General features: G+C 68.0%; 17 protein-coding genes. 15 read left to right on the top strand and 2 right to left on the bottom strand.

Annotated features, from left to right (window positions below; all coding sequences use genetic code 11):
• Positions 1–5: 5 nt before the first annotated feature.
• On the bottom strand, positions 6–1,253 hold the full coding sequence (locus tag E3O46_RS18930; protein WP_134558020.1) for a winged helix-turn-helix transcriptional regulator: 1,248 nt from the start codon (positions 1,251–1,253) through the stop codon (positions 6–8).
• 86 nt (positions 1,254–1,339) lie between these two features.
• Positions 1,340–2,338, bottom strand: a complete 999-nt coding sequence (locus E3O46_RS10315; protein WP_134558019.1) for a glycoside hydrolase family 6 protein — start codon at positions 2,336–2,338, stop codon at positions 1,340–1,342.
• Positions 2,339–2,507: 169 nt separating this feature from the next.
• On the opposite strand from E3O46_RS10315, the gene E3O46_RS10310 reads away from it, so the two are divergent.
• The 15 genes from E3O46_RS10310 (at position 2,508) to E3O46_RS10235 (ending at position 22,605) form a co-directional block, all read left to right on the top strand.
• Positions 2,508–3,980 carry a malate:quinone oxidoreductase gene (locus tag E3O46_RS10310; protein ID WP_134558079.1) on the top strand — a complete coding sequence of 491 codons (1,473 nt, stop codon included), beginning with the start codon at positions 2,508–2,510 and terminating at the stop codon, positions 3,978–3,980.
• A 115-nt stretch (positions 3,981–4,095) separates the two neighbouring features.
• A complete protein-coding gene (locus E3O46_RS18480; RefSeq protein WP_194088516.1) occupies positions 4,096–5,679 on the top strand; it encodes an Rv2578c family radical SAM protein in 1,584 nt (527 codons plus the stop codon).
• 153 nt (positions 5,680–5,832) lie between these two features.
• Positions 5,833–7,113, top strand: a complete 1,281-nt coding sequence (locus tag E3O46_RS10295; protein WP_134449866.1) for a sensor histidine kinase — start codon at positions 5,833–5,835, stop codon at positions 7,111–7,113.
• Positions 7,110–8,480, top strand: coding sequence for a hypothetical protein (locus E3O46_RS10290; protein WP_134561648.1), 1,371 nt, complete (start codon positions 7,110–7,112; stop codon positions 8,478–8,480). The genes E3O46_RS10295 and E3O46_RS10290 overlap by 4 nt, the downstream gene beginning before the upstream one ends.
• Before the next feature lie 55 nt (positions 8,481–8,535).
• Positions 8,536–9,255, top strand: coding sequence for a thymidine kinase (locus E3O46_RS10285; protein ID WP_134561647.1), 720 nt, complete (start codon positions 8,536–8,538; stop codon positions 9,253–9,255).
• A gap of 151 nt (positions 9,256–9,406) precedes the next feature.
• The gene (locus E3O46_RS10280) at positions 9,407–10,042 is read left to right on the top strand and encodes a response regulator (RefSeq protein WP_241987385.1); all 636 of its coding nucleotides are present in this window, start codon (positions 9,407–9,409) and stop codon (positions 10,040–10,042) included.
• On the top strand, positions 10,039–12,279 hold the full coding sequence (locus E3O46_RS10275; RefSeq protein ID WP_134561646.1) for a hypothetical protein: 2,241 nt from the start codon (positions 10,039–10,041) through the stop codon (positions 12,277–12,279). The genes E3O46_RS10280 and E3O46_RS10275 overlap by 4 nt, the downstream gene beginning before the upstream one ends.
• Before the next feature lie 125 nt (positions 12,280–12,404).
• Entirely contained in the window at positions 12,405–14,078 is a 1,674-nt protein-coding gene (locus E3O46_RS10270; RefSeq protein ID WP_134449871.1) for a GspE/PulE family protein, read from the top strand.
• 30 nt (positions 14,079–14,108) lie between these two features.
• Positions 14,109–15,938 carry a type IV pilus twitching motility protein PilT gene (locus E3O46_RS10265; RefSeq protein ID WP_241987384.1) on the top strand — a complete coding sequence of 610 codons (1,830 nt, stop codon included), beginning with the start codon at positions 14,109–14,111 and terminating at the stop codon, positions 15,936–15,938.
• On the top strand, positions 15,938–17,167 hold the full coding sequence (locus E3O46_RS10260) for a type II secretion system F family protein (protein ID WP_166791058.1): 1,230 nt from the start codon (positions 15,938–15,940) through the stop codon (positions 17,165–17,167). Before E3O46_RS10265 ends, E3O46_RS10260 begins: the two co-directional genes overlap by 1 nt.
• Before the next feature lie 150 nt (positions 17,168–17,317).
• On the top strand, positions 17,318–17,785 hold the full coding sequence (locus E3O46_RS18865) for a type II secretion system protein (protein WP_277612973.1): 468 nt from the start codon (positions 17,318–17,320) through the stop codon (positions 17,783–17,785).
• A 110-nt stretch (positions 17,786–17,895) separates the two neighbouring features.
• Positions 17,896–19,266 carry a type IV pilus modification PilV family protein gene (locus E3O46_RS10250; RefSeq protein WP_134561645.1) on the top strand — a complete coding sequence of 457 codons (1,371 nt, stop codon included), beginning with the start codon at positions 17,896–17,898 and terminating at the stop codon, positions 19,264–19,266.
• A gap of 5 nt (positions 19,267–19,271) precedes the next feature.
• Positions 19,272–19,979, top strand: coding sequence for a prepilin-type N-terminal cleavage/methylation domain-containing protein (locus E3O46_RS10245; protein WP_134561644.1), 708 nt, complete (start codon positions 19,272–19,274; stop codon positions 19,977–19,979).
• Positions 19,979–21,739 carry a hypothetical protein gene (locus tag E3O46_RS10240; RefSeq protein ID WP_134561643.1) on the top strand — a complete coding sequence of 587 codons (1,761 nt, stop codon included), beginning with the start codon at positions 19,979–19,981 and terminating at the stop codon, positions 21,737–21,739. Before E3O46_RS10245 ends, E3O46_RS10240 begins: the two co-directional genes overlap by 1 nt.
• The gene (locus E3O46_RS10235; protein WP_338145024.1) at positions 21,736–22,605 is read left to right on the top strand and encodes a prepilin peptidase; all 870 of its coding nucleotides are present in this window, start codon (positions 21,736–21,738) and stop codon (positions 22,603–22,605) included. The genes E3O46_RS10240 and E3O46_RS10235 overlap by 4 nt, the downstream gene beginning before the upstream one ends.
• The last annotated feature ends 5 nt before the right edge of the window (positions 22,606–22,610 follow it).

Here is a 22,610-nt window from a genome sequence, read left to right as displayed (position 1 = left end):
GGGCCTCAGTCGTCTTCGGAAGCCGCCAGCCGGTAACCGACGCCGCGCACGGTCTCGAGCCAGCGCGGGGTGGTGAGGCTGTCGCCGAGCTTGCGGCGCAGATTGCCCATGTGCGCTTCGACGGCACGCTTGTCGGCCTCGTTCACGTAGTACGCGGTCACGTAGCTTTCGCCGCGCAGGAGGAGCGCGAGGTCCGCCTTGCTGCGCACGCGGCGCTTGGAGTCGAGCAACGCGGCGAGCAGGTCGAATTCGGTGCGGGTGAGGTCGAGCTCCGCCGTGCCGAGTACCGCGAGACGCATTTCCGGGCTCAGGCGCAGGCCGTTGTGCTCCATCCAGTCCGCGGCGTCCGGAACGGCGGGCTGCGGCGCGATGAGTGCGAGCGCGTTCGAGGGGGCGGATGCCTGCGGCTGGGCCACCGGGGGAGCCTCGGGCGTCGGGGCGGGCGCCCAGCCCTGCGGGGGCGCCGGCGCATACTCGACCGGGGCGGGGACCCAGCCGGACGGCCCGGGGACGTATCCGGGCGGTGGGGCCTGCTGATACTGCACGGGCGGCGCGGCCTGCTGCGGTGGCGCCTGCTGGTACTGCGCGGGCGGCGCCTGCTGGTACTGCGGTGCCTGCGGCTGCTGCGGGGCCTGCTGGTAGGTCGTCGGCTGCGCAACGGGCGGCTGCTGGTAGTGCGGAGCCGCTGTGGCCGGCCGGTACTCGACCGGAGGGGCCTGCGCGTATTCCGGCGCGGATGCGGCCTGCGCGTAGTCGGTGGTGGCGTGCTCTGAGGTCGCATACTCGGCCGGCGCTGCCGGGAAGCCGGAGTCGTCGGAAGCGTCCGCAGACGGGGCATCCGCATAGGTCGAAGACGGTGAGACGAGGGCCTGACGGGGACGACGCATCATGGCGTCGATCCTGGCGCGCAGTTCGCGCGGGCGGAACGGCTTGGTCATATAGTCGTCTGCGCCGGCCTCCAGGCCCTGCAGGGTGTCGATTTCCTCGTCGCGCGCGGTGAGCATCACGATGTAGGTCGAGCTGAAGGCGCGAATGCGCTTCGCGGTCTCGAGGCCGTCCATACCCGGCATGCTCACGTCGAGGGTAGTGACGATCGGGTCGTACGCCCGCACCGCGCGCACGCCGTCGACACCGTTGCTCGTCGCGATTGCGTCGAAACCGGCCTGGGTCAGCACGGCCTCGAGGAGATGACGGATATCGTCGTCGTCCTCGATGATGACAGCAACGCGCCGCTCACTCTCCGTTGTTTCCATGATCTATCTCCTAGCTGCTTCGGCCTGCGACCGAAAACGAACAATGAACGGTGTGCTGTCGAGGGGAGTGCGGGCGGCACCGGGGCTTACCATCCGGCGGCCTTGGTGAGCGCGAGTGCCTGGGCGTTCCACCAGTCCCCTGCCGTGGGGCCGCCGTTGCAGGTTCCGTCGCTCTCGCCCGGCTGCTTGATCCAGAGGTTCGCATCCTGGGCGCCCTGGTTCGAGACGACGGAGGGCAGGACGCCGAGGGCGCGGCCGGGGGGATTGCACCACTCGCCGTTCGAGCCCGCACCGTTGCGGGAGGTGTCGATCACGTAGTGGGCGCCGTTGGTGAGGTCGGAGACCTGCTGTGCATACGCGTGCTCGGCCACGGAGTCCATGTAGTTGGACACGTTCGTCGCGAAACCGCGCACGGAGGCGATGCCCGAGCGGTTGAGCAGCCCGGCCATCGCGGACGGGGCGATCCATTCGGAGTGGCCGGCGTCGAGGTAGACCGTTGCGCGCGTGGGTGCGAGGAGGTCGACCGCGGTGTGCACCTCGTGAACCCGCTCCTCGACGTTGTTGCACTGGGTGGCGAGGGAGAGGGCATCGGGCTCGAGGATCACGACGGCCTCGCGCAACGTCAGGCTCGTCGCGATCGCCTGCACCCAGCCGGGGTATTCGAGCACCGAGAGCCCGCCGGCCGAGAAGTTGCCGCAGTCCCGGTTGGGGATTCCGTAGAGAACGAAGACGGCTGTCTTCCCGTCCTTGATCGCGGCATCTGTGATGGTCGCGACCTCTTCGCCGACCGTGTCGAGCGGATACTTCTCCGGCGTCAGCCAGATCGCCGCGGGCTGGGCGGCGAGCCGGCCCAGCGCCGTCGCCTCTGCCGAGGTCGCCCCGAACCTTTCGGCTGCATCCGCTGCGGCCTGCGCCGCCGAGGAGGACGGATTAACGTAGAACGAGGTGGTTGCCAGCGGGTTCACGGTCTGACCTCCGGGTACCTGCAGGGCGAAAGCGCTGACGAAAGTGCCGAGGGCAAGCACGGGCACCGCCAGGGCGATGATGCCGAGGACGAGACCTGTACGCGAGCCGGACGAATGCACGAACCCACCCTATCGGGGGGGTTATACAGATATGTTACGCAGGAGTATCGTCTGACGGATCTTTGTTCCGTTTTGGTGTCCCATTTCGCCCCCAGTCCGGGGTGATCGGCGGTATCGGACGCGGTCAGGCGCCCGTGCGCGCGGCGTTACACTCGAACGTGTGAATCCAATGGCGCAGGTTGATGTCGTACTTATTGGTGGCGGCGTCATGAGCGCCACTCTCGGCACCTTGATCAAACAGGTGCAGCCCGACTGGAGTATCGAGGTCTACGAGCGCCTCGGCGAGGTCGCCCAGGAGAGCTCGAACCCCTGGAACAACGCGGGGACCGGTCACGCTGCCCTGTGCGAGCTCAACTACATGCCCCAGGCGAGCGACGGAAGCGTCACCGCCGACAAGGCCGTGAGCATCAATGAGCAGTTCCAGATCAGCCGCCAGCTCTGGTCGTCCCTGGTCATCGACGGCGTTCTGCCCGAACCGACGAAGTTCATCAACTCGACGCCGCACATGACGTTCGTGCACGGCAAGTCCAACGTCGAATACCTGCGCAAACGGTTCGCGGCGCTCAAGGACCAGCCGCTCTTCCACGGGATGGAATACAGCGAAGACCCGGCCGTCATCGGCACCTGGACCCCGCTGCTCACGAAGAACCGCCCGAAGAATCAGCGCATCGCCGCGACCCGGATCGCCTCGGGCACCGATGTCGACTTCGGCGCACTCACCCGCTACCTCTTCGACGACCTCGCAGCCAAGGGTGTCGGCGTCCACGTCAACCAGCAGGTCACCGGCCTGAAGAAGCTGGCGGACGGCACCTGGCGGCTGAACCTCCGGCGCCTCGTCGGCGGGCACCCCAGCACGGTGAAGGCCCGCTTCGTGTTCGTGGGTGCCGGCGGCGGCGCGCTCGCCCTGCTGCAGCAAAGCGGCATCCCCGAGGCACGCGGCTTCGGCGGGTTCCCGATCAGCGGCCAGTTCCTGCGCACGACCAATCCCGCGGTCGTTGCCCAGCACCAGGCCAAGGTTTACGGCAAGGCCGCCGTCGGCGCCCCGCCGATGTCGGTCCCGCACCTCGACACCCGCCACGTCGAGGGGGAGGCCTCGCTGCTGTTCGGGCCCTTCGCGGGGTTCACCCCCAAGTTCCTCAAGTCGAGCACCTGGTTCGACCTCCCCTTCTCTGTCCGTGGGCACAACATCGGCCCGATGCTCGCCGTCGCCCGGCACAACGTCGGCCTGATGAAGTACCTCTTCGGCGAGGTCTTCGCGTCCCGCACCGTCAAGCTCAAGGCCCTGCAGGAGTTCATGCCGACGGCGAAGATGGCCGACTGGGAGCTCATCACCGCGGGCCAGCGTGTCCAGGTGATGAAGAAGGACCCGAAGGAGGGCGGAGTGCTGCAATTCGGAACCGAGGTCATCACCTCGGCCGACGGCAGCATCGCCGGCCTGCTCGGGGCATCCCCCGGGGCATCGACCGCGGCTCCGATCATGGTCGACTTGCTCAAGCGCTGCTTCCCCGAGCAGTACCCGGCCTGGGAACCGCGACTCCGCGAACTGATCCCGAGCCTCGGCACGACCCTGTCGGACGACCCCGCCCGCGCCGCAGCCTCCCTCGCCGCGACCGCCGCGACCCTGCACCTCACCAACCCCTGACCGATCCCCAACCCCTGACCGATCCGACGGAGTCGGGCACGATCTCCGTCGAATCGGTGAGGGCGGATGCCGCGTCACCCTTGCGCAAGTATCGAACGTGTGTTCGAATGTATGCATGCGGTGGAGCGGGCAGGAACTCACGACGGAACAAGCGGGCGCGCTTCCCGGCCTTGCCCGGCTGAACAACCTGGTGCGGAGCGTGCGCACCCCCGAGTTCGCGGGGATCACCTTCCACGAGATCCTGGCCAAGTCCGCGCTCAACCGGGTGCCCGGCCAGAGCGCCATGCCGTTCGGCTGGACGATCAACGCCTACCGAGGCTGCTCCCATGCGTGCACATACTGCCTGAGCCCGGAAACGCTTATCCTGATGGCCGACGGACGGCAGAAGCCACTCTGGGAGGTCAGGGTTGGCGATGCGATCATGGGCACGGAGACCGTCGGCGCCTACCGGCGGTATGTGCAGACCAAAGTGCTCGCTTCCTGGGACACCCGGAAGCGCGGCTACCGCGTCACCCTCGCTGACGGCACCGAGCTCGTGGCCAGCGGAGATCACCGCTTCCTCACCGAGCGAGGGTGGAGGTTCGTCACCCGCGCCATGCGCGGGGACGGTCAACGTCCCTACCTGACCGAGAACAACAAACTCATGGGTTTCGGGCTCGTAGGGCCCGCCATTGACCGGAAGCTGTCCATCGCCGGTGCAGCCGTGAAGTCCGCGGCTTTACTTCAGGTCGTGTCCGTCGAGGACCTGGGGACCACGATGGACATGATCGACATCACGACCGGGACCGGCGACTTCATTGCGAACGGGGTCATCAGCCACAACTGTTTTGCCCGCAACACGCACACGTACCTCGACCTCGACGCCGGCAAGGACTTCGACAACGAGATCATCGTGAAGGTCAACGTCGCGGAGGTTCTCCGCAAGGAGCTCGCCAGGCCCGCCTGGGAGCGCAACGCCGTCGCGCTCGGCACCAACACCGATCCCTACCAGCGTGCAGAGGGTCGCTACCGGCTGATGCCGGGCGTCATCGCGGCGCTCGCCGACTCCGGCACCCCGCTCTCGATCCTGACCAAAGGCACCCTGATCCGGCGCGACCTCGATCTGCTCGTGGAGGCGAGCACGCTCGTGCCCGTCGACCTCGCCCTCTCGATCGCGATCTACGACGACGAGCTGCAGTCAGCGGTCGAGCCGGGCACGCCATCCACGGCGGCGCGCCTCGCCACGGTGACCGCCATCCGGGAGCGCGGCCTGCGCTGCTCCGTGTTCATGATGCCGATCCTGCCGTTCCTCACCGACACCCGGGCGCACCTCGACGACGCCCTCCGCCAGGCGAAGGCTGCCGGGGCCTCCGACGTGATGTACACCGCGCTGCACCTGCGGCCGGGGGTGCGCGACTGGTTCATGCAGTGGCTCGCGAGGGACCACCCCGACCTCGTGCCCCGCTACCACGAGCTCTACGGTCGTAACGCCTACGCACCCAAGGGCTACCGGCAATGGCTCGCGCTCCGGATCAAGCCGCTGATCCGGGCGCACGGGCTCGAGCACGGGATCGAGGATCCCGTCACCGGCGGCGTCCGCTCCCGCGCGCTCGCCCGCCCCGCGCCCGCCGTCCCTGCGTTCCCTGGCCGGCCCGTGCCCGGCCCGGGGTTGCTCATTGCGGGCGAGCTCCCGCCTGAGCTGCACCCGACCCTGTTCTGAACTGCGGCTCCGCACAGCGGATGCCTCGCTGCGCCCCCGCCCCGGCTGAGGTGTCGCAGATCGACGTTCAACGCCCACGCGAACCTCGATTCGCGACCCGTCACGCCAGAAGGACTCCACCGGATGCGATAATCGACGGAGAACGGAGCGGCAATGACCCTAGGCCTCCCCGACCATCTGGTCGGTACCTCGGTCGGGCGTGCCCTGGCCCAGGCCACGCACTGGTTCGGCCTCACCTGCCTGGTCGGTGCCCTCGTCTCGATCGCCGTTCTCGGCATCAGCCACCCGAGCGCGCAGATCGGCGTGAGCCTGATCGGGATCCTCTCGATGGCGATCCTCCTCTTCCTCCTGTCCCGCCACCGCACCGTGCTGCTCTCGGTCGCCTACCTTCTCGTCGGCTCCGTCGTCACCTACGTCGTCAGCGTCACCCTGCTCGGGCTGCCCGAGCTCTTCCACAGCTCGGACGTCTTTCTCGTGTCCATGCCGAAGATGGCGCTGCTGATGGTCGGCGGCGTCGGAACGGGCGCCCTCGTGGGCGTGCTCTGGGGCACCGCCGGCTTCATCCTCGCCGAAACCGTGACCGTCCTCGCCGCCCTCGAAACCGGGGTGCCCTATCACCCCGATGCGTTCACGGTGTCGACGTACCTCTTCCTCGTCGGGGTGATGCTCGTGAGCGGCCTCGGCCGGCGCCGGCACCGTCCCGTCCAGCTCGCCATGCACCGGGCGCTGCAGGAGGACCAGTCCCGGCTGCTGCGGCACGAACTCGACGTGCGCGCGGTCGCCCTCAGCCAGGACACCACGCTCAACCAGCTTGTCGCGCTCGTGCACGCCCACCCCGGGCCACTCGGCCCGCACCTGGCCGCAGGCATCCGTGAGACCGTGGACACCCTGCACGGCACCAGCTGGCTCACCGACTCCGACGAGCGACTTTCCGGACCGGACGGCTGGCTCGACAGTGCCGTCTACTCCGCGATCGAACGCTGCCGTGACCGCGGCCTCGTCGTCGAGGTCACGGGGGAGCGCGCCGCCCTCGGCCGCCTCGACGCGGTCGCCGACCGCGAGCTCGGCCTCGCCGTGCAGCAGTGCCTGATCAACGTCATCCTGCACGCCGGCATCGTCTCCGCCGAGGTCGTCATCGAATCCACCGACCACGATCTCTCGGTGATGGTGATGGATGCCGGCCGCGGCTTCACGGAATCGGAGACCGGCGCCGACCGCCTCGGCCTTCGCCAGGCGGTGCGCCGCCGGATCGAGCGCCTCGGCGGCTCGGTCACGATCATGACCCGTCCCGGTGCGGGCACTTCCGTGCTCCTGACGGTGCCTGCGCCTCCCGGTGACGCCGTCGAACGGCCCGGCACCGGTGCGGCAAGCGGCCCGGCATCCGATCCGGCCGGCGACACCGCGAGCGACGCCGGGATCGGCTGGCCGCTATGAGCCGCAGCTCCCTGACCCAGCAGCAGCTCGATCCGCTCGGAGCCCTCGCCGCGTGGCCGCTCGCGCCGGCGATCGCCGCGATCGTCACGGTCTCCGCAGTCACGGCCACGATCACCCAGGCCGGCCAGACCGGCAACGCGCTCCTGGGCTCCCTCGCGATCGCGGCCGTCACCCTCGCCGCGATCCTGCTCGTCCTCGCCTCCCGCCCGAGAAACGCACCGTTCCGCGCCGCCGCGCACGTGGCCATCGCCGTGCTCGCCCTCGCCGCCTACCTGCTCGAACAGGCCTCCCGCTGGAACCACAACGCCCTGATCCAGGACGACTTCGGTCCCGTCGCGATCGGCCTCCTCCTGCTCGGCCTCGCCCCCTACCGGCCGTGGCGCCAGATCGCGGCCTCCGCCGGGGTCCTCGCGCTCGTCGTCGCCGCGGTGACCTGGGTGCAGGCGCCCTTCCACTCCATCGACGTCGCCCCCGTCGTCTTCGCCGCCGTCGCGGTCACCCAGGTCCTCGCTCCCGCGCTCGCCGGGGCCGCATACTCCCGTCGCCTCGTCGGCTCACTACTGGCCTGGCAGACGGATGCCCGCCGTGCGATCATCGAGCGCACCGAGGAGACCAGGGCCCGCGTGGTCAGGGCCGTCGTCGAGCAGCAGCGCACCGAACTCGCCGCCGGCGTGCTCCCGCTGCTCACCGAGGTCCTCGATCGCGGCGAGATCACCAAGGCCGACATCACCCGGGCCGGTGCGCTCGCCGCCGACGTGCGCAAGGCGCTCCTTCGCGAGCTCGACAAGACCTGGCTCGACGCGGCCATCGCGAGGGAGCGCGCGGCACTCCTGGCCCGCGGCATCACCCCGCTGCTCGTGGTCGCCGATCCCGACCGCCGCGCCGCCGCCTTCCATACCGACCAGCGCGCCGCGACCGCGGCCCTGCTCGGCGCCCTCTGCTCGGCGCCGGGCTTCGACCCCTGCAGCCTCGTCGTTCAGGTCACCGCGGGCGACGAGTTCCGCGGCACCGGGTCCCCGCGGCCGGCCCTGACCCGGTCGCCGCTCACCACGACGTCCGAGATCCCGCTGAGCACCTCCCCGCTCCGCACGATCCCCGACCGCGGACCCCGGCGCGAGATGCCCGCGGGCGCCGGCGCCCCGGCATCCGCCCCCCGGCTCGACCAGGTCACGATCCAGGTCGGCATCGACCTGCCCGCCCGGGCCGTTCGCGCCCTGCTGCGGCCCTACCTCGGCGTCCTGCACGTGGTGTTCGGGCGGGTGCGGGTCTCCACGAGCCGGGCATCCGGTCGTCGTCCGCTCGTGACGCTCGAGTTCGACGCGGAACACGGCCCCGAACGCCGACGCGTCGCACGCCCAGTACGCTGAACTGACCCGGGGCAGACGAACGCGCCGGGTGGCGCAGAGGGGGATTCCAGGTACCGTGGCAAAACTGTACTTTCGCTATGGAGCGATGAACAGCGGCAAGAGCACGTCGATGCTCCAGGCCGCATACAACTACGAGGAGCGCGGCCATCGTGTGCTGCTCGCCAAGCCGTCTGTCGACACCAAAGGTGATCGGGGCATCCTCTCGCGCCTCGGTGTGACGCGCGGCGTCGACTTCCTGCTCACCCCTGAGACGGATGCCTACGCCCTCTTCCAGGAGCACCGCGCTGAGGTCGTGGCCCGCGACGGGCTCGACGTCAGCGCCCTCCTCGTCGACGAGGCGCAGTTCCTCACCGAGGCCCAGGTCGACGACTTGCTCCGCATCGCGATCCTCGAGAACATCCCCGTCCTGGCGTACGGGATCCGCACCGACTTCCAGACCGTCGCGTTCCCCGGCAGCCGCCGCCTGCTCGAGATCGCGCACAGCCTCGAAGAACTCAAGACCATCTGCCGCTGCGGGCGCAAGGCCGTCTTCAACGGCCGCAAGATCGACGGGCGCTTCGTCTTCGCTGGCGACCAGGTCGCGATCGACGGGGCCTTCGTCACCTATGAGTCCCTGTGCGGCTCCTGCTACCTCGAGGAGAGCGGCGGGCGCCTCGGCCATCGGGCCATGAACGAGGGGAGGGGGCGCCCGGCTGTCTCTCCAGAAGACCTCGTCCCTGGCGAGACTGCGAGCGCCCCACATGCCCCCCGGCGCGTTCCCCCGGTTTCACCCTAGGACCAGCACATCACCGTCGAAAAGCCGTCACTTCCGGTGGCACCCGAACACGCACGCCGGCGGCAGGAACACCATCCAGCTTCACCGCACCGCAGGCGCCGTCCCCGTACGGCCTGACCGAAAGTTTCTCGTGCCCAGCTATCGCATTGCCTTGATCGATGACCACGAGATCGTCGCGCGCGGTTTCGCCGCCCTCTTCGGGGCGCTCCCGGAGATCCAGGTCGTCGCAACGGTCGCTTCGGTGACCGAACTGCTCGAATCGACCGCGCAGGCCAGCCACCCGGTCGACCTCGTGATCCTCGACCTGCGGCTGTCCGACGATTCGGCCGTCGGCGACAACGTCGACCGGCTGCGCTCCGCCGGTTCGGCCGTCCTCGCCTTCACCGCGGGCGACGACGCCGTGCTGATGCGCACGGCCGCCCGCAGCGGGGTGCTCGGCGTGGTGCGCAAGTCCGAACCGACGGCGGTGCTGCTCGACGCGGTGCTCCGCGCCGCCGCCGGGGAGCCGATCCCCTCGACCGAGTGGGCTGCCGCCCTCGACGGCGACCCCGAGCTCAACGACGCCGGGCTCAGCCCGCGGGAACGCGAAGTGCTCTCCCTCTACGCGGCCGGCGCGAAGGCCCCGCTCGTCGCCGCCCGCACCGGCCTCGCCGAGGCGACCGTGATCGACTACATCCGCCGGGTCCGTTCGAAATACCAGCGCGTCGGACGCCCGGCCAACACGAAGATCGACCTGTACAAGCGGGCCCTCGAAGACGGCATCCTGCCGGTCCCCGGCCAGCCGTGAGGCGCGGCCGGCGCCCGCTCGCCGGCCTGACCGCCGCCGAGCGCCTCGCCCGGGTGCTCTATACGTCGATCGGTCCCACCGCGGTGGTGTTCTGCCTCCTCAGCCTGGGCTCCTTCCTCAGTCAGGTCTGGGCGCCGCGACCCCTTCCCGCGATCCTGATCTGGGCCCTCGTCTTCGGGCTGCCCGTCGCGCTCGGTGTGCTCTCCCGGCGGGCGTCGCTGAGGTTGCTGCGCCGGATCGCGCTCGCCGAGGGTGTCGTGTTCCTCGCCATCCTCGTCTTCTGGTTGTCGTTCCGGGCCACCCCGCTCCCGGCCGGCGCGGACATCCCCTGGGCCCTGACCTTCACCGGGGTGCCCGTCCTCGCCGTCGGCGTCGCCACCCGCGACCGCGTCGGCTGGGCCTATCTCGTCGTCGTCTGCGCGCTCAGCGGCCTCGTCCGCGCCGCGACATCGACGGATCCCCAGCCGGTCCTCGTCGGCCTCGAAGACGCCGTCTACTCGATGCTCCTCGTGGGCGTCTTCCTCGGGCTGATGATGGCGGCCCGCCGCAATGCCGTCCGGGTCGACACTGCGACGGTCGCCACCCGGGCGGACATCGCTGCCGCCGCGGCGGGAGTGGCCCGCAGCCGCGAGCGCGTGGCGATCGACGCGCTCGTGCACGACAGCGTCATCTCCACCCTGTTGATGGCCGGCCGCGGCGGCATTCCGGCCGCAGCCCTCGCCGAGCACGCCGCCACCACCCTCGTGCGCCTCGACGCGGTCAGGGACCGCGCCCCGGGGCAGCTCGTCCCCGGCCCGGAACTGACCCGACGACTCGAAGCCCTCGCCGCGCAGATCACGCCCGACGCCGTCGTCAACTCCGACCTCGACGACCGCTCAGTAGTGACGGCCGCAGCCGCGACGGCCCTGCTCGGCGCCGTCGGCGAGGCCCTGCGCAATTCCCGGGTCGCTGCGGGGGTCGGCCTTGACCGCCCGGTGCAACGCAGCGTCACCGCACGGATGCAGGGCCCCGGCCTCCGCATCACCGTCCGCGACGACGGGGTCGGCTTCGATCCCGCGAGCGTCCCGGCCGAACGCCTCGGCATCGCCCGCAGCATCGTCGAGCGGATGCGCCGCGTGGCGGGAGGGGCGGCCACGGTCTGGTCGCGGCCGGGCGCCGGCGCCGAGGTCGTGGTCTCCTGGACGCCGGAGGCGACAACGCTGGCCATGCCGGTCGCCCCGGGAACCCCGGCAACGCCCGCAGCCATCCCGCTGCTCGTCACCCTGCCGCGGAGCCTCGCCCTCGTCCTCCTTACCGTCTTCGCCGCGGTGCACCTGCTCCTCGCCTTCGGAGACCCCGGCCCCGCCGCAGGCCGGCCCCTCACCGCCCTCGGCCTGCTCCTGATCGTCGCCGCCGCGGCGTGGCTCCTGGTCATCGTCCCCGACCCGATTCCCCGCCGGGCCCCTGTCGTGGTGATCCTGCTCGCCACCGCGGGGGCCGCGCTCGCCTCGGCAGCCGTCGCCCCCGCATCCGCCCAGCCGTTCGCGCACTGGGCGTTCGGTGCCGTCACCCTGCTGCTCGTCCTCCTCGCCACCCGCGGACGGCCCGGCCCGGCCTGGGCCGGCTACGGCCTGCTCGTCGCGGTCGGCCTCGGCTGGGCGCTTCTGAACGGGCTGGGCGTCGCCGACGGCCTCACCCTCGTGGTGCGGCACGCCGCCACCCTGCTCGCCGGGGCGGTCTTCGCCGTCGGGCTCACCCGTTCGACCCGCACCCTCGCCGTGCTCAACCGGGAGCGCGCGGTCTCCATCGCGACGACCGCGAGCGCCGAAGCGGGTGTCACCGAACGGGAATCGGAACTCGCCCGAGTGAACGCGCTCGCCCGGCCTGCCCTCGAGCGCCTGGCCGGCGGGGAAGACCTCGATCCGCCGCTCCGCGCCGAGTGCCTCATCGTCGAGGCCACCCTGCGCGACGCCATCCGGGCCAGGACGCTCTTCGTCGAACCCGTGATCACCGCCGCCCGCGCCGCACGGCTCCGCGGCGTCGACGTCACCCTGCTCGACGACTCCGGCGGACGGCCCCCCGAGGCGCTCGCCGCGGTCGCGGACATCGTCGCCGGCCAGCTCGATCTGCTCGACGCCGGTCGCCTCACCGCGCGGCTCCTCCCGCCCGGCCGCGACGACGTAGCTTCCCTCGTCGTCGAGTCCACGGGTACCCGGATGCTGACGGTTTCGCCGGTCGGAAAGCTCCGCACCCCCTGATCGTGGGTCTGTCCCGGACTCGAACGCGGGGTTAGCGTTGGGCGTTACCAACTTTCCCGGGCGTGGATAGATTTGCTGCGTGCGCTCGCGGTTCTCTGCAGCTTCAGCCGGCGGGGGAGGATCACGTGGCTTCACTGACCGAGATTCTCATCCTGCACGGGCTGCTGCCGATCGAGAAGCTCGACACCCTCATGGCCGGTGACCCGGCCGACGAAAGCGCCGTGCGTGCACTCGTCGACTCCGGGGTGATCACCGAGGCGCAGTTCGCCCGTGCCCGCGCCGAGCAGGCCGGCCTCGCCTTCGTCGAACTGATCGACTTCCCCGTCGACCGGCTCGCCGTCGCCCTCGTCACCCCGGCAATGAGCCGCAGGCACCAGGTGCTGCCGATCGCGATCGAGGGCGGCCGCCTCGTGCTCGCCATGGTCGACCCCGGCAACGTGTTCGCGATCGACGACGTGCGCGAGTCCGCGCGGATGCGGGTCATCCCCGTTGTCGCAGAGAAGAATGACCTGCTCGCCGCGATCGCCCGCTACCACCGCGCCGACGACGAGCTCAGCAACCTCACCACCACCATGGAGGACGAGCAGGCCACCGTCGAGGCCGCATCGGCTTTCGGGGTCTCCGACTCGCTCGACGACGACGCCCCGATCGTGCGCTTCGTCAACCTCCTCGTCAGCCAGGCCATCCAGGACAAGGCCTCGGACATCCACATCGAGCCCGCCGAGCACAACCTGCGGGTGCGGTACCGCATCGACGGGGTGCTGCACGAGATGCAGCGGGCGCCCAAGAGCATCCAGAACGGCGTCATCTCGCGCCTCAAGATCATGAGCGACATCGACATCGCCGAGCGTCGGAAGCCCCAGGACGGCCGGATGTCGGTCAGCCACGCCGGCCGCCAGATCGACCTCCGCGTGGCGACCCTGCCCACGGTCTGGGGCGAGAAGATCGTCATGCGAATCCTCGACAACTCCTCGACGACGATGGACCTGCACGACCTCAACCTGCTCGAGCACAACTACGAGGCGTACAGGAAGTCGTACACGAAGCCCTACGGGATGATCCTCGTCACGGGCCCGACCGGGTCCGGCAAGTCGACCACCCTGTACACCACGCTCAACTCGGTCGCCCGCCCGGAGATCAACGTGATCACGGTCGAGGACCCCGTCGAGTACCGGATGAAGGACATCAACCAGGTACAGGTGAACCCCAAGGCGGGGCTCACCTTCGCGAGCGCGCTGCGGTCCATCCTCCGCAGCGACCCCGACGTCGTGCTCCTCGGCGAGATCCGCGACCACGAGACCGCGCAGATCGCCATCGAGGCGTCGCTCACCGGCCACCTCGTGCTCTCGACCCTGCACACCAACGACGCCCCGAGCGCGATCACGCGCCTGACCGAGATGGGTATCGAGCCCTTCCTCGTCGGCTCCGCACTCGACTGCGTTGTCGCCCAGCGCCTCGCCCGCCGCCTCTGCGACCGCTGTAAGGCCCCCGCAGAGGTCACCGTCGAGCGCCTGAACCAGCTGCGCTTCGGGTTCGACCCGACCCAGCCGCTGCCGGTGCTCTACCAGCCCATCGGCTGCCAGAACTGCTCGAAGACCGGGTACCGAGGCCGGCTCGCCGTGCACGAGGTCATGACGGTCTCCGAGAACATTGAACGGCTCGCCGTCGACCGCGCCTCGAGCGCGGACATCGGCCGGGCCGCCCGGTCGGAGGGAATGATTTCCCTCCGTGATGACGGCTGGGAGAAGGTCCGCATGGGCCTGACCTCGATCGAAGAGATTCTGCGAGTTGTTGCATAGCGCTCGTCGCATGCCGAAAGGAAAGAACGCATGGACAAGCCCATCTATGAAATTCCGGCCGTCGAGCCGGGAGAGAACGTCTCCTGGTGGGACCAGATCGCGGCCGGCCCCGCCGAGAGCGCTGCCCTCGAGAAGGCGGATGCCGAGCGCACCGCCGCCGAGCAGGTCGCGGCCGAGCGCACCGCACGCCTCCAGGCCGCGGTCGACAGCGCGGCGGCCGAACGTCGCGGCGCCGGAATCGACGAAACCGGCGGCCACGGCTTCGAACGCCGCAGCGTCCGTCGCGCCGAACCCGATTTCGCCCCGGCGCCCCTCCAGGGATTCGCGGTCCCGGCGGCATCCGCTGACGAGGACCTCGACGACATCGATGTGAACCAGGCCGAACCGCCCCGTTCCGCGATCGACTACACGCTTCCGCTCCCGGTAGCGGCCCCGTACACGCTCCCGCAGCCGGTGGCCGCACCGCACACTCCCCTGGGTACGCAGCCGATGGAGCCGCCCACCGGGACACCTTTCGTCGTTCCCTTCGTTGTGCCCACTGCCGCCGCCGAGCAGGAACGGGTCGCCGACCCGGCGATGACCCCGCCGCAGCCGTACGTCTCGCAGAACGCACGCCCTGCCGGTCGCCGCGCCGCGATCCAGGCCGAGCCGGAGACCCACACCGAAGGCGCCCGCCCGCATTCCCCCGTGCAGGTCGGCCCCGACGGACGCCCCGCCGACCAGGACCTGATCGACGCCCTCCACCTCGTGCTCGAGCTCGAGGCATCCGACCTGCACATCACCGTCGGCGCCCCGCCCACGATCCGCATCGACGGCGCCCTGCGCCCGATCGAGGGCCTCCCGGCCTGGATGCCGGAGAAAGTCAGGACGGCCCTCGAGAGCATCATCTCGCCCGCAGACCTCGCACGATTCGAGGACGACCGCGAGCTCGACTTCGCGTACACCGCCGCCGGCGCCCGGTTCCGAGTGAACTTCTACCACCAGCGCAACTCGATCGGTGCAGCCTTCCGGCTCATCCCGCGCGAGATCAAGCCGCTCAAGGAACTCGGCGTGCCCGAGTCCGTCGGCCGATTCTCGCTGCTGCCGCGCGGCCTTGTCCTGGTCACCGGGCCCACCGGTTCGGGTAAGTCCACGACCCTCGCCGCGATGGTCGACCTCGCCAACAGCACGAGGCCCGACCACATCGTCACGGTCGAGGACCCGATCGAGTTCCTGCACAAGCACAAGAAGTCGCTCGTCAACCAGCGCGAGGTCGGCCACGACACCAAGAGCTTCGCCGCCGCGCTCAAGCATGTGCTGCGCCAGGACCCCGACATCATCCTGATCGGTGAGCTCCGGGACCTTGAGACCATCTCGGTGGCCCTCACCGCCGCCGAGACCGGCCACCTCGTCTTCGCGACCCTGCACACCCAGGATGCCGCCCAGACGATCGACCGCATGATCGACGTGTTCCCGCCGCACCAGCAGGGACAGATCCGTACCCAGCTCGCGGCGACCCTCCGCGGCGTGGTCTGCCAGACCCTCGTCAAGCGCGCGAACCAGAAGGGCCGCGTGGTCGCGACCGAGATCCTCGTCACGACACCGGCCATCGCCAACCTCATCCGCGAGGGCAAGACCCACCAGATCACCTCGATGATGCAGGCCGGAGCAGCCGAGGGCATGCACACAATGGACCAGCACCTCGCCGACCTCGTCGACTCCGGCCAGATCACTCGTCAGGCTGCCCTCGACAAGGCCCACGACGTGGAGAGCCTGCAGCAGCTGATCAAGCGCGCCGACACCACAACTGACGACTCCTCCCGCACGATGGGGAGCGGTGGCGTCGACTACGGCGACACCTACTCCATCCCGCAGCGCTGATGTCGACTGCGCAAGCCTGGGCCTACGTCGGTCGCGACAACAACGGGAAGACCGTCAAGGGCAAACTGGATGCCGCGAGCGAGGGGGCCGTGGCCTCGCGCCTCGGCGCCATGGGTATTTCGCCCGTCTCGATCAAGGTCTCCGCCGAGGGCACCGGCCTGAATCGCGAGATCAATATCCCCGGTTTCACGAAGGGCGTCGGCCTCAAGGACCTCGCGATCATGAGCCGGCAGATGGCGACCATGATCGGCTCCGGCCTGTCCCTGCTGCGAACGCTCAACATCCTGGCTGAGCAGACGGAGAACAAGCCGCTCGCCAAGATCCTCGGGCAGGTGCGCGACGACGTGGAGACCGGCGTTTCGATCTCGGAGTCCTTCGCGAAGCACGGCCGGGAGTTCCCTCCGATCATGATCAACATGATCCGGGCCGGTGAGACCGGCGGTTTCCTGGATCGGTCGCTCGAATCGATCGCGGCGAACTTCGAGAAGGAGGTCAAGCTGCGCGGAACCATCAAGTCAGCCCTGACCTATCCCGTGATCGTGCTGATCATGTCTCTCGTCTCGGTTATGATCATGCTCATCTTCATAGTTCCGATCTTCGACGACATGTTTAAGGGGCTCGGGGGCGGGCTACCACTACCAACCCAGATCCTGGTTAACCTCTCCCATTCCATGGTCTACGTGGTGCCCGTGATCGTCGTAGGAGGTGTGGTGTTCAGTGTTTGGTGGAGCAGAAACAAGAACACCGAGAGGGTGCGTCGCTTCCGCGACCCGATCATGCTCAAGCTGCCTGTGTTCGGCCCGCTGCTGAAGAAGATCGCCGTTGCTCGATTCAGCCGCAACTTCGCTAACATGATCGGCGCCGGCGTGCCCATCCTGCCAGCACTCAAGATCGTCGGCGAGACCGCGGGGAACTGGGTCATCGAAAACGCACTGGTCAAGGTGGCTGAGTCTGTACGCCAGGGCCAGTCCATCTCAGCACCGCTCCTGACCCAGCCTGTCTTTCCCCCGATGGTCACCCAGATGATCGCCGTCGGCGAGGACGCCGGCTCGCTCGAGACCATGCTGAACAAGATTGCCGACTTCTACGACCAGGAGGTCGAGTCTTCCACCGAGCAGCTCACGGCCGCCATCGAACCGCTCATGATCGCGTTCCTCGGCGTCATCATTGGCGGTATGGTCATTGCGCTCTACATGCCGATTTTCAGTATCGCGAGTGCCATCAAATAGGACACGCCGCGAACCGCCCTCGTACTGGGGGTGAGATTGCATGCAATACCCCTCATTCATGGGTCGCCGCTGAAAATGACCTGCAAATACTCTTAGAGTCCGATCGGGCCCGATGGCCGATTCCTCGCCCTCAACTGAATGGATCCCACCGTGGTCACTCGTGCGCTCGCCGCTCTCAACCTCCGCCGTAAGAACCTGAACGAGAACGAAAAGGGCTTCACCCTGATCGAACTTCTCGTCGTCGTCATCATCATCGGCATCCTCGCCGCGATTGCCATCCCGGTGTACCTGGGTGTGCAGGACAACGCCAAGGACAGCTCGGCTCAGTCTGACGTCGTGAACCTCAAGACGGCCGTCGTCAGCATGCAGACGAACACCGGCACGCTTCCGGCGGATGCCACCGTCGTCGCCGGCAGCGTCCTGACCACTGCTGCGATCAGCGCGGGCGCGTCCAAGGGCACGAACACTGCCACGATCACCTACAAGGCTGGCGCCGGCAGCGCCTTCTGTGTCGCGGCAAAGAGCACCAGCACCGGTGGAACCGTCTTCTACGCCACCGAGTCCGGCGGAGCCGTGAAGCTGGTCGGAACCATTCCGGCCGGATGCACCGCGCCGTAACCTGAATCGACTGTGGGGCGCCGTCTGACGGCGCCCCACATTTTTCGTCCTGCGCTAACACGTCGATCGTAACGTCGCTGCCTCAAGTCCCGATGAGAGGGAGGTGAACCATGAAAGCCCTGCGGGATCGCATCACTGCACGAGAAGGCCGCGATCAGGGACTCACTCTCGTGGAGATTCTGGTTGCGATGATGGTGTTCGCCATCATCGCCGTCTCGGTCGCCTACTCGCTCACCTTGGCTCTGGCGCTGGTGAACGATGCACGCGCCCGCGAAGTCGCAGCGAACCTCGCGGCCCAGGAGCTCGACCTTGACCGTGCTGCGGCCGACGTCTTCACCCTTGTCGACACCGACAAGACACTCATCGTGAATCAGACCACGTTTCACCTTCACCGCGACGTCAGCTGGATCACAAGTACCGGAGTGGATGCAAACTGCGGTTCGGGTGGCGGCCAGCTTCAATACAAGCGATTGAACGTCAGCGTCACCTGGGACGGGATGCGCGCGGCGACGAACCCGGTCCGCTCCGACACCGTGGTCGCCCCGGGCAGCAAGATCAACGATCCGACCCTGGGCACGATCCTGGTCTCGGTGCTGACGGCATCGGGCAATGGCAGTTCCGGAGTCACGGTGACGGCTATCCCGTCGGTGCCGGCCAACGGTGCCGTCGCGATCACGGACGTTCCTGACCCCACGGACGCGCAGGGCTGCAGTTACGTTCTCAAGGTCGTCCCGGGGAATTACGACGTCAAGATCTCTCGTGCCAATTCGGTGGACGTCAATCAAGCGGCGACCTCGACGACGACCGTTGGTGTCGCCGCCGGTGCAGCGGCATCCGTCGCCTTCCAATACGACCTGCCTGCAACGTTCACCGCCAAGTATGGGGTCAACTACACGTCCGGCTCGACCCTGATTCCCAACAATCTCGACACGACCGTCCGAAGCACATACGGCGTGTACACGACAAGCGCAACTACGAATGCGCTGTCGAGGGTGATTTCACTGCACCCGTTCACGTCCGGCTACGAGCCGATCGCGGGCAAGTACGTCCCGCCGGCGGGCACAGCACCGACCTGCCTGTCGCCCGACCCGGCCAGGTGGATCATCCCCGCCGCGGACGGTGCTATCGGGCACACGCCCTCGGCCGTTTCGGCCCTGCCGGGTGGTGCCGCCGACCTGCCGGTGCCCATGGGAATCGCGGCTGTAACCGGACTCTCGGGCAAATACCTCAAGGCGGTCTCCCAGGCCACGGCTCCGCTGACCGGTGATCCTGGCTGCAGCGTCACGACGACGTACACGTTCGGCGCCCTCGGCTCGGGAAACCAGCAGATCGGCCTGCCATACGGCTCGTGGCTCCTCTACTGGGGAACCTCGACGGGCCAGACCACGTTGGTGCCAGCGACGAGCATCACAACCCTCAACCGGGGAGTGGTCGGCGCTACTGGCGTCGTCACATTCGACCCCCGAACGGTAGTGCCGTGAACCGGATGACCAGTCGCGGTCGTCGTCGCCACCTGGATGACACCGGTATTACCCTGATCGAGCTGCTGGTCTCGGTGGTGCTCCTCGGCGTCGTCGCCGCGATGGTCTCCAGCCTCTTCCTGAGTGCCACCCGGACCCTTTCACAGGCGCAAAGCCTCACGGGCAACACTCGCGAGGCGTCAAACGGCATGAACGAAATCTCGAGGGTGATCAGGGCCGCGACCGAGAACCCGGTCTCGGGCCAGGCCCTCAACGACCCGGCTTTTTCATCTCCGTTGACCGCGCCCCTCACCGGGGAATCCGTAACGCTTTACGCATACGTGAACCTGACCTCCGCGGCGCAGCAGCCGGTGAAGATCCGTCTCGCCCTCGATTCCAGCCGTCGCCTGGTGGAGACCGTCTGGCCGGCCACGTTGCTCAGCCCCGGTTTCTATGGTTTCACGACGACGGTGCCGACATCGACCAGGATCATGGCCGGCACCGTGGCACCGCAGGCGACCGGCGGCCCGGCCCTGTTCACCTACCTCCTTTCGGATGGCACACCTCTCCCGGTCCCGGCAACCGGGACCTTCACGGTCGCGCAGTTGAGAACGATCGCAGCGGTCTCCGTCAATCTGACCCTGCAACCGAGCGCCACGAATTCGCAATCAGCCGTGACACTGCAGAATACGGTCGGGATGCCCAACCTGCCGCTGACAAGAACGGGTCCCTGATGCGCCCCAGTGAACGATTCCGCGTCCGTATCGACCTGATCAGGGACGAATCCGGTGCAGCGCTCATCATGGTCGTCGGCATCGGCATGGTCCTTCTGCTGATGGTCGCGACGGCGATGAGCTTCTCCATCAGCGGCGTCGTGAAAGCCGGCACCGACCAGAATTGGAACGGCGCGATGTCGGCTGCGTACGCTGGGGTTGCGGAATACGAGAGCAGGCTGGCCAACAACAACGCTTACGTACAATACGGCAACTCGGCCTCAACATTTAGCACGGGGAGCACGGTATCCCTGCCCAGCGGTACTCTGACCAATCCGGCGTTCGGCGTCGGAACGGCTGGCTCGTGGGCGACTGTTGCGGGGAGTGGTGGAGGTGCTTCATTCCGGTACGAGGTCGACAATTCCCAGTACTCATCTTCCGGGACCCTGCGTATTCGCGCCACCGGCCGGGTGGGCAGCACGACGCGAAGCATCGTCGCGAACCTCAAGCAACAGGGTTTCATCGACTTTCTGTACTTCACCGACTACGAGATCCAGGATCCCGATCAGAGTGGGGCTTCGGTCACTCAGTGCGTGAAGTATGGCTGGGCAGGTCGGCCGCTGCCCGGAAGTTCTACCGACTGCAGCGACATCGCGTTCGGCGGCGGAGACACCATCAACGGGCCGGTCCATTCCAATGACACCATGCGCATCTGTGACGCGACCTTCTCCGGCATGGTCACGTCGGCCAACCCGGGAACAGGCCTGCTCTACCTGAAGAAGGACTCGAACGGCAACACCTGCTCCGGCCAGTCGATTCCCTTCGGAGTCACGTACAGCCCGGTCGTGGGCATGCCGTCCACCAACTCCCAGATGAAGAAGGAGACGCGCACGGACCTGTCAACGGATGTGCCGCTGCCGGGATGCCTCTACACGGGCCCCACGAGCATCGTCTTCAACAGCGGCGGAACAATGACGGTCCGCTCACCGTGGTCGAAGTTCACCAACGTCATCGGGGACCCGGTGACGTCGGGAGTCAATATGCCAGCAAAGTGCGGAACCGTTGGTACGGCCACCGGAAGCCTCGGTTCGTCGGCGGGCGCAACCATTCCTGTGCTCCCCAACAACCTTGTTTACATTCAGAACGTGCCGTCGGGAACCAGCGATCCGAACGGTTGGCCGACCAGCGGTTCGAGTTCGTACCCGTCCGGCTATACGTCCTCAACCTGCGGATCAGGCAACGGCATCGGGTTCCCCATGGCGAATGAGGTGGTTTCTTCCATCCCGACCTCGTACGGCTGCCGAAATGGCGACGTTTTCGTGAAGGGAACACTCCACGGGGCGATGACGGTCGCCAGCGAGAATTTCGTCTACGTCACGGGAGACGTGCTGTACTCGGACACGAGCTCTGACATCCTCGGTCTCGTCGGCCAGAACGCAGTCTGGGTCTGGAACCCGGTCAACGGCTCGAATGCGGACCTCCTCGCCAACAACCGAACGATCAACGCTGCAATCCTGTCTGTCACGCACACCTTCCAGGTGCAGAACTACGACAGGGGCGGCGAACAGGGCACCCTCACGGTGAACGGGGCCATCGCGCAGAAATTCCGTGGGATCGTGCATTCCGGTTCGAACGGATACGTCAAGGCCTACTCCTACGACCAGCGCTTCAAGTACATCGCCCCGCCGAAGTTCCTGTCCCCCGTCGCGACGACCTATGGCGTCAGCGTGCTGGTCGAGGTCGCATCTGCCTTTACGACTGCCGGGGCGGCGCTTCCGTGACGTTCGCACAAACGATGGACCTGCTGCCCGTCATCGTCGTTCTGTGCGCCGTGGTCGGCCTCGTCGTGGGATCGTTCCTGAACGTCGTCATCTATCGAGTCCCGGCCGGACTCTCCATCGTGTCGCCCCCGAGCGCGTGCCCGCGGTGCGGCGCCCCGATTCTGCGCCGAGACAATGTGCCCGTACTCTCCTGGCTCGCCCTGCGGGGCAAGTGCCGGAACTGCGGCACGGGGATCTCGGCACGGTATCCGCTCGTAGAAGCGGGAACGGCCGTTTTCTTCGTCGTGATCGCGTTGTGGGCATGGACCGGGTCCGAGGCGGCAGATGTCGGCGACGGCCGCGTTGGGCCGGTCTGGGTCCGCTCTCTTCTTGTGCTGCTGGCCTTTCTGTACCTGGCCGCGGTGAGCGTCGCCCTCGGACTGATCGATCTTGACACCCACCGGCTTCCGAACGCGATCGTGCTTCCGAGCTATCCGGTCGGGGCGGGATTGCTCGGGGCGGCGGGTATCACGACCAGTGACTACGCGGCGCTCATCCGTGCTGGTGCGGGTCTCGTGATTCTCTGGGCCTTGTACCTGATCATGGCGCTGGTCTATCCGGGCGGCATGGGTTTCGGCGACGTCAAACTGGCAGGTCTCCTTGGGTTGTTCCTCGGCTATCTCGGCTGGGGTGAACTCGCCGTCGGCGCGTTCGCGGCGTTCCTTCTCGGGGGATTCTTCGCGCTCGGACTCGTCGTCACCCACCGCGCCACCCGGAAGAGCGGCATCCCGTTCGGACCCTGGATGCTCGCCGGCGCCTGGGTCGGAATCTTCGGGGGCGCTCAACTGTGGGACGGTTACCTGTCTCTCATGGGAATCGGACAGTAGTCGTG

Origin of the sequence: Cryobacterium glucosi (genome assembly GCF_004402235.1) — a bacterium.
GTDB classification, from domain to species: domain Bacteria; phylum Actinomycetota; class Actinomycetes; order Actinomycetales; family Microbacteriaceae; genus Cryobacterium; species Cryobacterium glucosi.
The sequence above is the reverse complement of the archived record's forward strand: the minus strand, read 5'-3'. Positions and strand labels throughout refer to the sequence as shown.